Here is a 13,043-nt window from a genome sequence, read left to right on the forward strand (position 1 = left end):
AGAAAAGCTTTTTATTATTCTTTAATAGTTTCCTCAATAATTACAAAAACATCCTCGTTATCCCTTTTCATCAGATAATGCTCTCTTGCAAATTTCTCGAGCTTATCTTTGTTAGTGGTTAACTCGTCCAAATCTTTCTGGACTTTGGCAATTTCTTGAGTGTAAAATTGCTTTTCTTGTTCTAATTTCTGAAGTTGAGAGCGGTATTCGTACTGAGATAGCAAGTCATTTCTATCAAAAAATAACATCCACACTAAAAACGCCGTTGTAGATAGGAAATATTTATTTTTAAGTAATGATAACAACTTAGGCATATCACCAGTATTTTATACAAAGATGTATAAATTAAAGAATACCAAAAAATAAATTCTCCACAAGTTAACATCTCCACAAAAACAGCTCAATTTTAGGTACTTTTGTAGCAATGGCATCATTTGAGAAATTAAAACTTACTAAGCAATTATTAATTGCTGTTTCCAACGCAGGCTTTGTACACCCTACAGCATTGCAATCAAAAATTTTAACCAGAATTAATGGTGGGCAAGATGTAATTGCCGTAGCACCAGAAGGAGCGGGTAAATCTACTGCTTTGGTACTATCAGTCTTAAATAAATTAAAGTTTACTGAGGAAATAGCTCCCAGAGTTTTGATTTTAGTACCTGATATAGAAAGCGGTGAGCTATTGATTGATACTTTCCATAACTTAAATAGAAATAGAAATTTAAGAATCATGGGGCTTTTTAATGGCGAGACAAGCCTAGATACCCATGTTTTAGAATTAACTGACGGGGTAGATATTGTTGTTGCCACACCAGACAGAGCCAGAGCGGCTTATTTAAAACTGGGGTTAAATCTTAATAAAATCCAAATGTTTATTTTGGATGATGCGGATTTGATTATAAAAAAAGGTTTGCAATTACCAGTAGTTGAGTTGGCCAGAGGGATTATAAAGACTCAGCATTTGGTGTTTACAGAAGTTTATCATCCTAAACTACAACATATTGTAGAGCAGTTTATAGATATTCCTAACCTTATAGAGATAGAAGATTTAGGGAGTCAACAATTAGATACGCTTGAACAAATACTTTATCAAGTACCAAATTTTAAAACAAAGCTTAATTTATTGTATTTGCTTTTGGCAGATAAGGAAGTTTTTGACAAGGTAGTGGTTTTTGTAAATAGTACTTTTAATGCAGAAACAGCTTATAAAAACATCTTAAAATCAGATGAGCAAGAAGTTATCATCCTAAACCATCCAGAGTACGGTGATGTAGGTGTTAAAAGTATTCAGGATTTTAAATTGAGTCCTAAAAATAGAGTATTAATTGTTACGGATGGGCAAGAAGAGCAATTAGATTTGAGCCAGTTACCCATTTTTATCCATTTTGATATTCCTGAAGATGATAGCCATTATTTACAAAGGGTGATATTGAAGAATGATGAACAAAAAGAGCATTTGGCTATTACGTTATGTACCGATTTAGAATTGCTTCAAATTAAGAAGTTAGAACAAAAGCAAGGTAAAAAAATGCAATTGATGGATTTACCTGATGATTTGTATATCGAAAAAGAAGGTAAGAAGAAGAAAGAAAATGAGGAAGAGGATGACCCCACAAGAGGCGGTGCTTTTCATGAGAAAAAAGCTAAAAACCTAAAAACGCATAATTATAATGCTAGAGAGAAAATAAGATTGTCTGGTAAAATCAGTAATAAGAGATTGGATTAATTAAACCTGTATCCATTTGCATCTTATTAACATTGTAAATGGACTTTGTATGTATGAGGTTTATTAAGATACTATTTTGTTAAACTCCAATATCTTCATTCCAAAGGTTTGGTTTTTCTTTGATGAATTGTTGCATCAATTGATAGCAACCTTCATGATGGGTAACCAATACTTTAACGCCACGGCTGCTTAGGAGTTCTTCTTCTCCCATAAAGGTTTTATTTTCTGCAATAACTACCCTAGGGATGCCATATAAAAGTATGGTGCCAGAACACATCGGGCATGGAGATAATGTCGTATACAATGTACATTCCTGGTAAATTTTAGCTGGTAATCTACCAGCATTTTCTAAGGCATCCATCTCACCATGTAAGATAACACTGCCTTTTTGTACTCTTTTGTTATGACCTCGTCCAATAATTTTTCCATCGTGTACCAGAACGGATCCAATAGGTATTCCGCCTTCTTCGTATCCTTTTTTAGCTTCTTCAAAAGCTGCTTCCATGAATTTATCCATATTGCTAATGTTGACTATTATTTAATTTTTCAATAAGGAATTTGTCTACCCAAATAGGTATAGTGGTCTCCTTAAACTCAATAATATGGTTTTTTGAGAGCGCTATAAACTGTTGTTGTGTTTGTGAGTTATCCTTTGCTGAAGCTGTAATGTCGAATTCTTGAAGATCAATGAAGTTGTTTGTTTTAAATTGTTTTTCGAGTAAATCAGCATTAACAAATATTTTTGTAGAGAAATATTTGTCTTTTATAGCATTAAATAAAGTGGATTTTCCAGAGCCATTGGGGCCTGCAAAGACTCTCAATTTAGGCATATTAAAATGAGTATTTTAGTTTTTTTAAATGTCTTTTTTTAAAAGTTCCAGAGGTAATTTTAATTTCTGTACCATCATTAAAAATTCTATAAACACCATCTTCTTTAACCATAGATTTTCCGAGGTTTAAAGCTTCAACAACTCGTAACACATCAGTTGAATAGTTTGAAACATCTTTAATAATAAGTTCTAAAGAGATATTATCTTTTTCTGCTTTCTTTAATGCCATATTTAAAAATACGTTAATTAATTTATAAAGGCAACATTAATTATTGGTTATTAAACCAGCCAAAAGCTCATAAGATTTAAACCTATCTTCTGCTGTATCTGTAAAGGTAGAAATCATAATTTCATCCGTATCAAAATCACGGCAGATATTTTCTAGCTTAACTTTCATTTCTTCTGGTGTACCAATAGCCATTCTTTGCCTGTTATATAAAATCCTATTCCATTCTAAAGCATCATAATCCTCGTCTTTGATGTCTTCATACGAAAAGCGTTCGTTAAATTTACCTTTTTCAAAGCTTAATAAACGATAGTCCATGAGGGCTTGTACTTGTTTTACTTTCTCTTCATCTTCAGAACAAAAGCCAAAAATGCCAACACTGGTTTGTGGTGTTTTTAATTCATCCGAAGGGACAAATTTTTCTTTATAGGCTTTTATAGCTTGTGGCCCACCTTGTGGGTTGATAAACTGAGCAAAGGATAAAGCCATGCCAAAATACGCAGCCAATAAAGCGCTTTCTCCACTAGAAGTAAGTAGCCATAAATCTGGCGAGGTGCTAATCATGGGGATGGCATTGATTTTAATTTCGCTAACGCCTTCAATAGGTTCATCATTTAAAAAAGCTCTTAAATCTCTAAGCTGCTGAATGTAATTTTGAGGGTCGAAATTATTAGATGGGTTTAGTAAATGTGCCGTTATACGGTCGCCACCCGGTGCTCTTCCCATGCCTAAATCTATTCTGTTGGGATAAAGGGCTTCTAGCACCCTAAAATTTTCTGCAACTCTTAAAGTGCTGTGGTTGGGCATCATCATACCGCCAGAACCTAAACGTATATTTTTAGTTTCGGCACCTAAGCGGGCAATCATAATTTCTGGGGAGCCAGTTGCTAAAGTGGCCGAATTGTGATGTTCGCTAAGCCAATATCGGGTATAACCCAATTGATCAGCTAATTTGGCAAGCGCTATACTTTCTTGTAAAGATTCTTCTGCACTACTCCCTTTTCTTATGGGGGTTTGGTCTAAAACACTTAATCTCATCTTCATGCTCAAATTTAACGATGATTAAGCAAATACGTTTTATATCTAGGTTTTCTTGACGGTTAAGTGATAGAGATAGCCTCACCCTCAATCCCTCTCCTCCCAAGGAGTCCCTTTGGGACAAAGGAGAGGGAAGCGCAGGAGATACCTGTTTAATTTAAGAAAGATCTGCTTTTGTTTTTTTTATAGCCGCCCAGAGTCTTAACTCTTTCGTCTTTATTTCTTGCTCAAAATTCAATGCTTAAAAAAACCGCTCCCAAAATAGAAGCGGTTTCTTTAGACATCCAGAGTCTTTACTCCTTCATCCTTGTTCTTTTATCCTAAAAAAACTATTTTCTGTTTTTAAAGAATTTAAAGTCTTTACCAATGAATTTTGCATTGCTACCTAATTCTTCTTCAATACGTAATAATTGATTGTATTTTGCAATCCTATCAGAACGAGAAGCAGAACCAGTTTTAATCTGGCCACAGTTTAAAGCAACCGCTAAATCAGCAATAGTAGTATCTTCAGTTTCTCCAGAACGGTGAGACATTACAGAAGTATAGCTATTGGTTTGCGCCATGCTTACAGCATTAATAGTTTCAGTTAAAGAACCAATTTGGTTTACTTTTACTAAAATTGAGTTTCCGGTTTGGTTATCAATACCTTGCTTTAAACGAGTTACGTTAGTTACAAATAAATCATCACCAACCAATTGAACTTTATCGCCAATTTTTTCTGTTAATAATTTCCAACCATCCCAATCGTTTTCGTCCATACCATCCTCAATAGAGATAATAGGATATTTCTCTGTTAAAGAAGCTAAGTATGCTACTTGCTCTGCACTGGTACGTTTTGCACCATTTGGCCCTTCAAATTTAGAATAATCGTAAATTCCGTCTTTGTAGAATTCAGATGCAGCACAGTCAAAAGCTAAGCAAATATCAACACCTGGCTTATAACCAGCTTTTTCAATAGCTTTTAAAATGGTTTCAACACCATCTTCAGTACCTTCAAAAGTAGGAGCAAAACCACCTTCGTCACCTACTGCTGTAGATAAACCTCTATCGTGTAAAATAGCTTTTAAGTTATGGAAAACTTCAGTACCCCAACGTAAAGCCTCAGAGAAAGAAGAAGCGCCAACAGGCATAATCATAAACTCTTGGAATGCGATAGGAGCATCAGAGTGAGAACCACCGTTAACGATGTTCATCATTGGGATAGGTAAAGTGTTAGCATTAACACCACCAATGTAACGGTATAAAGGTTGTCTGCTTTCTTGTGCTGCAGCTTTAGCTACTGCTAAAGAAACACCTAAAATAGCATTAGCCCCTAAGTTACCTTTGTTTTCAGTACCATCTAATTTTAACATAATGCTATCAATAGTGTTTTGTTCAAAAACATCAACACCTCTTAATTCTTTAGCAATCACATCATTTACATTGGCAACGGCCTTTAAAACGCCTTTACCTAAATATACAGATTTATCTTTATCACGTAATTCTACAGCTTCGTATTGTCCGGTTGAAGCACCAGAAGGAACAGCTGCTCTTCCAATAGCACCGTTTTCGGTGATTACATCTACCTCAATGGTAGGGTTACCTCTCGAGTCGAGGATTTGTCTTGCATGTACATCAAGAATTAAGCTCATAGTATTTAATTTGTTGGATTATTCGATTTTACTCTTAGTGTTAAAAGTACACTAAAGTATTGTTTTTATTTTAACTGGGCAAATATAAACTTTTTAGGGATATGCTTTACGTATAAAATGTTATGTATGTGCTAAGAAAATGTTGGTTTTAAATTTTAGGAAAGCAAAGCAGTTGCTACTATGAAGGGGCAGTCTGGCTTTCCGCTCATACTGCTTCAGGCCTTAAGCACAAATGCTGGTATACGCTACAATCCAGTTTATTTTGGATAGGCTTGTGCAGGGATTTTTAAGTTACAACGCTTAAAAATCTAATATTTCAATAACGTCTGTATTTCTTTTGGTGTGTATAATATCTAAAATTCTTACTTCCTGCTCATGAACCCTGTAAATAATCTTGTAACTCCATAAAGAAACAGAGCGAAATTCTTTATTACTGCCTTGTAAATAATATTCAGTTGAAAAACGTTCGGGCATATCGCTAAGACTTGCTGTTAAACTTAGAATTTCTTTTTTGACTTTTTGTGCTGCATTTGGTGATGCTTCTTTGATGTACAAATAAATAGCTTTTAAAGATTCTTTAGCTTGAATATCCCAAACTATTTTATAACGCGTATTACCAATTTTCAGACTCTTTTTCAATTTCTTGTTGAGTTATAAATACGCCGTTATTTATTCTGGTATCAGCATTTTCTATTTGTGCTATTAATTGTTGTTTGGTGATCTCTTTACCATTTAATTGATATCCAACAATCTCCTCAGTGCTTTTGTGAAATAGCTTTTTGATTTGCTTAATAATATTGATGTCTTGAGTTTTTACAAGCTCCTCAATTAAAATTAATTTTTCTGCATGGATATCCATAAGCGATTTTTTTAACAATCAAATATAATCAAATCTAAACCATGTTTGATAAAACAAAACTGATAAAGTTCAAATAAGACAAGTGCCTAATATCTTCATAGCTAACTATTAAAGTTTAATATCAGGGAAATAAAAACTACTATTAATTTTCAATTAAAATGAGGTTTATACCCTCTAATTCCTAAAAAATTGCTAATCTTGCAGCACTAACATTTCAAACAAAAAACCAATATATTTAAATATACATCATGAGTAAAGCAATTTCAGATATCGGGATTATAGGTATTGCTGTAATGGGCGAAAACCTAATCTTGAACATGGAAAGTAAAGGATTTCATGTAACTGCGTACAACCGTACTGTAGATAAAGTAGAAAACTTTATCAATGGTAGAGCTAAAGGTAAAAACATCTACGGAGCAAAATCTATTGAAGATTTAATCGGCTCTTTAAAAGCTCCACGTAAAGTTATGTTAATGGTAAAAGCAGGTAAGCCTGTTGATGATTTCATCGAGCTGTTAATTCCTCATTTATCTCCTGGTGATATTATTATTGATGGTGGAAACTCTCACTTCCCTGATACAGAGCGTCGTGTAAAATACGTAGAGAGTAAAGGTCTATATTTTATTGGAAGTGGTGTTTCTGGTGGCGAGGAAGGTGCTTTATTAGGTCCTTCAATTATGCCGGGTGGTTCTAAAGCTGCTTGGCCAGCTGTAAAACCTATTTTCCAAGGTATAGCTGCCAAAGTAGATGATGGTTCTCCTTGTTGCGATTGGGTAGGCGACGGTGGTGCTGGGCACTTCGTTAAAATGGTACATAACGGTATCGAGTATGGTGATATGCAATTGATAAACGAAGTTTATCATATCATGAAAGACGTTTTAGGAATGTCTACAGATGAAATGCATGAAGTATTTAAAGAATGGAACGAAGGTGAATTGGATAGCTACTTGGTAGAAATCACCCGAGATATTTTAGCCTACAAAGAAGCGGATGGTACCCCAATAGTTGAAAAAATATTAGATACTGCTGGGCAAAAAGGTACAGGTAAATGGACAGGTACAGTTGCTTTAGAGTTAGGTATTCCATTAACTTTAATTACCGAGTCTGTATTCTCAAGATGTTTATCGGCGTTAAAAGATGAGCGTGTTGCTGCATCTAAAGTTTTAACTGCTGGTCCAAAACCATCATTTAATGGCGATAGACAAGAATATATCAATTACTTAAGAGATGCTTTATATGCTGCTAAAGTAATTTCTTATGCGCAAGGTTACCAAATGATGAAAGCTGCTGCTAAAGAATACGGTTGGGAGTTAAGCTACGGTAATATTGCTTTAATGTGGAGAGGTGGATGTATTATCCGTTCTCGTTTCTTAGGAAACATCAAAGAAGCATTTGATCATAACCCAGACTTGGCTAACCTTTTATTAGACCCTTATTTTGCTGAGAAAATTCAAGCATGCCAAAATGGTTTAAGACAAGCGGTGGCTTTAGCAACTATCAATGGTATTCCTGCGCCTTGCTTAAGTGCTGGCTTAAATTATTATGATGGTTACCGTTGCGAGCGCTTACCTGCCAACTTATTACAAGCGCAACGTGATTATTTTGGTGCACATACTTACGAGCGTATTGATAAACCAAGAGGAGAGTTCTTCCACACCAATTGGACAGGTCGTGGTGGTACCACCTCATCTACAACTTATGTAGTTTAAGTATATATATATTATATGAGAAGCCTTTCAGGATTTTTCTGAAAGGCTTTTTTTATTAAATTTTGCTAAAATTTTTATCATTTAAGATTTATTTATAATTTTATAAGTAACAAGGGTTAAGTGTCTACCTAAAGCTTATCCTATGAATTTTATGGCGCAAAACATTCAACTGCAACTAGCTTCAGAATTTGTACAATTTACAGATAAGAATATCTTTCTAACAGGTAAAGCCGGTACTGGTAAAACTACATTTCTACATCGGTTAAAAGAAAACTGCCCAAAAAGAATGGTTATTGTAGCACCTACGGGTGTAGCGGCTATCAATGCAGGTGGTAGTACTATCCACTCGTTTTTTCAATTAGCATTTGGGCCTTATGTGCCAAATGCTGATCAAAAATCCTTTCAACACAAAATGAATAAGCAAAAAATCAGTCTTATCAAAAGTCTTGATTTATTGGTTATTGATGAAATAAGTATGGTAAGGGCCGATACTTTAGATAATATTGATGAAGTTTTAAGAAGATATAGGGATAGAACCAAACCTTTTGGTGGCGTACAACTGTTAATGATTGGCGATTTGCATCAGCTGTCTCCCGTGGTTAAAGATCAGGATTGGGAGCTCTTAAAGTCTCATTACAATAATTTATATTTTTTTAATAGCAAAGCTTTACAACAAACTTCTCCTATTAGTATCGAGTTAAAGCATATCTATCGCCAATCTGATACCTTTTTTATTGATATTTTAAATGCCGTTAGAGAAAACCGTATTGATGAGCAAATTTTAGCGCAGCTTAATCAACGTTACATTCCCAATTTCAATCCCGATGAGGAAGAAGGTTATATCACTTTAACATCTCATAACCAATCTGCCAATATCATTAACGATGAAAAGCTGAAAGGTTTAAAAGCAAAAAGTCATCATTATAAAGCTGATGTTAAAGGTGAGTTTCCTGAGTTTTCTTATCCCAACTCCTTAGAGTTGGAGCTTAAAGAAGGCGCACAAGTCATGTTTGTTAAAAACGACGCTTCCAGAGATAAGCTCTATTTTAATGGTAAAATTGGTAAAATCATCAAAATAAAAGATGGCTATATCCATGTTAAATGCCCTTCGGATTTACAAGAAATTGTAGTGGGTAGGGTAGAGTGGGAGAATACCAAATACGAGTTAAATCCGGAAACGAAAGAAATAGAAGAAAAAGTAATAGGTAGTTTTGTCCAATATCCTATTAAATTGGCTTGGGCTATCACCATTCATAAAAGTCAAGGTTTAACTTTTGAAAAAGCCATTATTGATGCCAATGCAGCCTTTGCTCACGGGCAAGTTTATGTGGCTTTAAGCCGATGTAAAAGCTTTGAAGGGATGGTCTTACGTACACCTATTTCTTATCAAAGTATTAAAACGGATGGTACGGTTGCTACTTATACTAAAAATGCAGAGCAAAACTCTCCTGATGAGCAGCATTTAACAGAAGCTAAAGTTGTTTTTCAGAGGAATTTATTACTAGAACTTTTTGATTTTAAGAAATTAAAATCAGCACTTTATCTATGTAAGAAATTAGCAGAAGAGTATCATCAAATTATAAGTTTAGGCTTCTTAGAGAATATTAATGCAGTTAGAGAGGCGGCAGAAATTGATATTTACACGGTTGCCGAAAAGTTTAATAAGCAAATTGTACAATACCTACAACAAGGTAAGCTACCAGAAGAAAATGAAGAGTTGCAAGAACGTGTTAAAAAGGCTTGTACATATTTTGTTGATAAGTTAACAATACTTCACCAAAACTTAGATAAAGTAAGTTTTGATGCGGATAATAAAACCATTAAGAAGCAATTTTTAGAGGCTTTAGAGCAGGTAGAAAAAGAAGTTTTCATTAAGCAATCGGCTCTTAAGCTTTGTTGCAATGGTTTTAAAACTTTAAGCTATTTAAAAACTAAAGCTAATGCCGAGATAGATTTTTTGAATCTTAAAAAAGCAACTCCTGTAGAAAAAGCTTCTGCTACGGTTAGTGGTGTTCAGCATCCTGATTTGTACAAAACCATTAAAACTTGGCGAGACCAATTAGCTTCAGAAAATAGTGTTCCGGTTTATCATATTTTACCGCAAAAGGTTTTGGTAGAGTTGGTGAATAAATTGCCATCAAACTTTCAAGAATTAGAAAGTATCAAAGGAATGGGTAAAACCAAAGTGAAACAATTTGGAAACGAGTTGTTGACGATGATTAATGATTTTTGTGAGAAAAGGGAAATCTCACAAACACCTTTTCAATTGTTTGTAAAAACAACCGCAGAGAAAATAGATACCAAAAAGCTAAGCTTCGATTTGTTTAAAGCAGGAAAAACCATTCAAGAAATTGCTTTGGAGAGAAATTTAGCGCCTACCACCATTGAAACTCATTTAGCACATTATGTTGGTACTGGAGATTTAGATATTTATAGCATTGTAAATAAGAGCAAGGTGAGCCAAATTCAAGATTATATCTGGAGGAATAAGCCTTCTTCTTTAAATGACACAAAAGCAGCTTTAGGTGAAGAGATTTCTTATGGCGAGATAAGAGCCGTAATGAAGTTTATGGAGCTTAATAATCCGTAACCATTAAAATAAAAAAAAATCCCTCTTTTTCGGAGGGATTTTTATGATGCTTTATCCTTTCATCATTTCCACAAAATCATCAAATAAATATCTTGAATCATGTGGGCCTGGAGAAGACTCTGGGTGATATTGTACAGAAAATGCTTTTTTACCTTTAACTCTGATACCTTCAATAGATTGGTCATTTAAGTTTAGGTGAGTTATTTCTACTTTGTTTGATTTTCTTACTTCTTCTGCAATGACACCAAAACCATGGTTTTGTGAAGTAACCTCACAATGGTCTTTAATGATGTTTTTTACAGGGTGGTTTAAGCCACGGTGGCCATTAAACATCTTCATGGTACCAATGCCATTAGCTTGTGCTAATAATTGGTGGCCAAGACATATTCCAAATAAAGGTTTATCTTCTGCAAGAATTTCTTTAACTGTATCTATAGCATAAGGCATTGCCGCAGGGTCACCAGGGCCATTACTAATAAAGTAGCCATTAGGGTTCCATTTTTTCATTTCATCATAAGAAGTTTTAGCTGGGAAAACCTTAGCATAAACACCACGGGTAGCAAAATTTCTTAAAATATTTTTCTTAACGCCTAAATCTAAAACAGCAACTTTAACAGGTGCATTTTCATCACCAACAAAATAAGGCTCTTTGGTACTCACCTGTGATGAAAGCTCTAAACCATCCATAGAAGGAACTTCGGCAAGTTTAGCTTTAAGCTCATCAATATCTAATATCTCTGAAGAGATAATGGCATTCATAGCACCTTTATCTCTAATATGTCTTACCAATTCACGTGTGTCAATATCAGAAATACCTACAATATGCTCGTCTTGAAAATAATCTTGAATAGATTTTTCTGCTTCTTTTCTACTATAATTGATATTGAAGTTTTTGCACACTAGTCCAGCAATTTTGATACTTCCAGACTCAATCTCATCGGCATGTATACCATAATTACCAATATGTGCATTGGTGGTTACCATAATTTGGCCAAAATAAGAAGGGTCTGTAAAAATCTCCTGGTAACCAGTCATCCCAGTATTAAAACAGATTTCGCCTGTTGTAGTACCAATTTTTCCAGCTGCTTTACCATGAAAAATGGTTCCATCAGCTAGAAGAAGTACAGCGGGTAATTTTGTGTAGTATGCGTTCATTTGTGATTGATAAACTCTAAATGAAAATTTAATTGAAAAAGGCTATGGGATGGAATAAATTCCTTGATGTTAGTGTAATAAATAAGAGCTTGCTTATTTTTCATCTCGGGGTGCAAAAGTAATAAAAATAGCATAATAGACAAAGTAAAAGCTCAAAATAATTATTATTTAAAATCGGCTAATCAAATATTAATACTTAAAATATTAAACATTCCATTTTCCTTTTTCTAACTTTGATGCTCGTTAGCTTCGTGAAATTAACATTATATAATTTTAAAAAATGTCTGTACATAAAGAAATCAAAAGGATAACAACTCATATTTTACAAGAAATGAAAAATAGAGGTGAAAAGATAGCCATGCTTACTTCTTATGATTTCTCTATGGCAAGAGTTGTGGATGAAGGTGGGGTAGACGTTATTTTGGTTGGAGACTCTGCTTCTATGGTGATGGCCGGACATGAAACTACTTTGCCTATTACTTTAGACCAAATGATTTATCATGCTGCATCGGTTATAAGAGCAACTAAAAGAGCTTTAGTAGTAGTTGATTTGCCTTTTGGTTCTTACCAGGGAAACTCAAAAGAAGCTTTAAACTCAGCTATCCGGATTATGAAAGAATCTGGTGCGCATGCTGTAAAATTAGAGGGTGGGACAGAAATTGTAGAATCAATCCAGAGAATTATAGCTGCCGGCATACCTGTAATGGGACATTTAGGTTTAACGCCCCAATCTATTTATAAATTTGGAACTTATACTGTAAGAGCAAAAGAAGAAGCCGAAGCACAAAAACTTAAAGAAGATATTTTAGCTTTACAAAATGCTGGTTGTTTTTCTGTGGTATTAGAAAAAATACCTGCTGCACTAGCTAAAGAGGTAACAGAAAGTGTACTGATTCCTACCATTGGTATTGGTGCAGGTGGTAGCTGCGATGGACAGGTTCTTGTTATTAATGATATGATTGGTTTAACCAAAGGTTTTACCCCTAGATTTTTGAGACAATATTTAGATTTATTTACAGAAATTAATGGCGCTGTAAAGTCCTACGTGTCTGATGTTAAAAGTGGAGATTTCCCTAACGATAAAGAACAGTATTAATGGTTAGTTGGTTAGTTGGTTGGTTGGTTGGTTGGTTGGTTGGTTAGTTGGTTGGTTAGTTGGTTAGTGAAATCCGAGTTCAATTCACACTCTATTTCCTATTTCCTATTCCCTATTCCCTATTCCTCATTTCCCATTTCCCATTTCCTATTCCCCATTTCCTATTCCCTATTTCCTATTCCC

The 13,043-nt window shown here is 34.5% G+C and carries 13 protein-coding genes; 4 read left to right on the plus strand and 9 right to left on the minus strand.

The window, feature by feature from the left end; translation table 11 throughout:
• Positions 1–14 precede the first annotated feature (14 nt).
• Positions 15–314 carry an FtsB family cell division protein gene (locus tag B2745_RS02270; RefSeq protein WP_026903825.1) on the minus strand — a complete coding sequence of 100 codons (300 nt, stop codon included), beginning with the start codon at positions 312–314 and terminating at the stop codon, positions 15–17.
• 110 nt (positions 315–424) lie between these two features.
• Here B2745_RS02270 and B2745_RS02275 point away from each other — a divergent pair, with 110 nt between their 5' ends.
• Positions 425–1,726, plus strand: a complete 1,302-nt coding sequence (locus B2745_RS02275) for a DEAD/DEAH box helicase (protein WP_304063130.1) — start codon at positions 425–427, stop codon at positions 1,724–1,726.
• Between the two features lie 79 nt (positions 1,727–1,805).
• On the opposite strand, the gene B2745_RS02280 is transcribed toward B2745_RS02275, so the two are convergent.
• The 7 genes from B2745_RS02280 to B2745_RS02310 all read right to left on the minus strand — a co-directional run bounded on the left by B2745_RS02280 (position 1,806) and on the right by B2745_RS02310 (position 6,310).
• A complete protein-coding gene (locus B2745_RS02280) occupies positions 1,806–2,243 on the minus strand; it encodes a nucleoside deaminase (protein WP_026903822.1) in 438 nt (145 codons plus the stop codon).
• A 4-nt stretch (positions 2,244–2,247) separates the two neighbouring features.
• Positions 2,248–2,556 carry a hypothetical protein gene (locus B2745_RS02285; RefSeq protein ID WP_304063133.1) on the minus strand — a complete coding sequence of 103 codons (309 nt, stop codon included), beginning with the start codon at positions 2,554–2,556 and terminating at the stop codon, positions 2,248–2,250.
• Position 2,557: 1 nt separating this feature from the next.
• Positions 2,558–2,785 carry a hypothetical protein gene (locus tag B2745_RS02290; protein ID WP_304063136.1) on the minus strand — a complete coding sequence of 76 codons (228 nt, stop codon included), beginning with the start codon at positions 2,783–2,785 and terminating at the stop codon, positions 2,558–2,560.
• 36 nt (positions 2,786–2,821) lie between these two features.
• Positions 2,822–3,826, minus strand: coding sequence for an LLM class flavin-dependent oxidoreductase (locus B2745_RS02295; protein ID WP_304063139.1), 1,005 nt, complete (start codon positions 3,824–3,826; stop codon positions 2,822–2,824).
• Between the two features lie 323 nt (positions 3,827–4,149).
• A complete protein-coding gene (eno, locus tag B2745_RS02300) occupies positions 4,150–5,451 on the minus strand; it encodes a phosphopyruvate hydratase (RefSeq protein WP_026903820.1) in 1,302 nt (433 codons plus the stop codon).
• 300 nt (positions 5,452–5,751) lie between these two features.
• Positions 5,752–6,090, minus strand: coding sequence for a type II toxin-antitoxin system RelE/ParE family toxin (locus B2745_RS02305; RefSeq protein ID WP_304063142.1), 339 nt, complete (start codon positions 6,088–6,090; stop codon positions 5,752–5,754).
• Positions 6,065–6,310 (minus strand): hypothetical protein, encoded by a 246-nt coding sequence (locus B2745_RS02310; protein ID WP_304063145.1) that lies wholly within the window; start codon positions 6,308–6,310, stop codon positions 6,065–6,067. The genes B2745_RS02305 and B2745_RS02310 overlap by 26 nt, the downstream gene beginning before the upstream one ends.
• Positions 6,311–6,558: 248 nt before the next feature.
• Between B2745_RS02310 and gnd the strand changes: the two genes are divergently transcribed.
• Positions 6,559–8,019: a decarboxylating NADP(+)-dependent phosphogluconate dehydrogenase gene (gene gnd / locus B2745_RS02315; protein WP_304063148.1), complete on the plus strand. Its 1,461-nt coding sequence runs from the start codon at positions 6,559–6,561 to the stop codon at positions 8,017–8,019.
• 151 nt (positions 8,020–8,170) lie between these two features.
• Entirely contained in the window at positions 8,171–10,609 is a 2,439-nt protein-coding gene (locus tag B2745_RS02320) for a helix-turn-helix domain-containing protein (RefSeq protein ID WP_304063151.1), read from the plus strand.
• A 51-nt stretch (positions 10,610–10,660) separates the two neighbouring features.
• Here B2745_RS02320 and carA read toward each other — a convergent pair whose 3' ends face one another.
• A complete protein-coding gene (carA, locus tag B2745_RS02325; protein ID WP_304063154.1) occupies positions 10,661–11,764 on the minus strand; it encodes a glutamine-hydrolyzing carbamoyl-phosphate synthase small subunit in 1,104 nt (367 codons plus the stop codon).
• A 280-nt stretch (positions 11,765–12,044) separates the two neighbouring features.
• Between carA and panB the strand changes: the two genes are divergently transcribed.
• The gene (gene panB / locus B2745_RS02330) at positions 12,045–12,860 is read left to right on the plus strand and encodes a 3-methyl-2-oxobutanoate hydroxymethyltransferase (protein WP_026903816.1); all 816 of its coding nucleotides are present in this window, start codon (positions 12,045–12,047) and stop codon (positions 12,858–12,860) included.
• The last annotated feature ends 183 nt before the right edge of the window (positions 12,861–13,043 follow it).

Source organism: Pedobacter glucosidilyticus (assembly GCF_002483235.1).
Lineage (GTDB): Bacteria > Bacteroidota > Bacteroidia > Sphingobacteriales > Sphingobacteriaceae > Pseudopedobacter > Pseudopedobacter glucosidilyticum_B.

Bases quoted from the DNA above. Each gene is read 5' to 3' on its own strand.
- B2745_RS02270 (WP_026903825.1), bottom strand. From the start codon at position 314: ATGCCTAAGTTGTTATCATTACTTAAAAATAAATATTTCCTATCTACA.
- B2745_RS02275 (WP_304063130.1), top strand. From the start codon at position 425: ATGGCATCATTTGAGAAATTAAAACTTACTAAGCAATTATTAATTGCT.
- B2745_RS02280 (WP_026903822.1), bottom strand. From the start codon at position 2,243: ATGGATAAATTCATGGAAGCAGCTTTTGAAGAAGCTAAAAAAGGATAC.
- B2745_RS02285 (WP_304063133.1), bottom strand. From the start codon at position 2,556: ATGCCTAAATTGAGAGTCTTTGCAGGCCCCAATGGCTCTGGAAAATCC.
- B2745_RS02290 (WP_304063136.1), bottom strand. From the start codon at position 2,785: ATGGCATTAAAGAAAGCAGAAAAAGATAATATCTCTTTAGAACTTATT.
- B2745_RS02295 (WP_304063139.1), bottom strand. From the start codon at position 3,826: ATGAAGATGAGATTAAGTGTTTTAGACCAAACCCCCATAAGAAAAGGG.
- eno (WP_026903820.1), bottom strand. From the start codon at position 5,451: ATGAGCTTAATTCTTGATGTACATGCAAGACAAATCCTCGACTCGAGA.
- B2745_RS02310 (WP_304063145.1), bottom strand. From the start codon at position 6,310: ATGGATATCCATGCAGAAAAATTAATTTTAATTGAGGAGCTTGTAAAA.
- gnd (WP_304063148.1), top strand. From the start codon at position 6,559: ATGAGTAAAGCAATTTCAGATATCGGGATTATAGGTATTGCTGTAATG.
- B2745_RS02320 (WP_304063151.1), top strand. From the start codon at position 8,171: ATGGCGCAAAACATTCAACTGCAACTAGCTTCAGAATTTGTACAATTT.
- carA (WP_304063154.1), bottom strand. From the start codon at position 11,764: ATGAACGCATACTACACAAAATTACCCGCTGTACTTCTTCTAGCTGAT.
- panB (WP_026903816.1), top strand. From the start codon at position 12,045: ATGTCTGTACATAAAGAAATCAAAAGGATAACAACTCATATTTTACAA.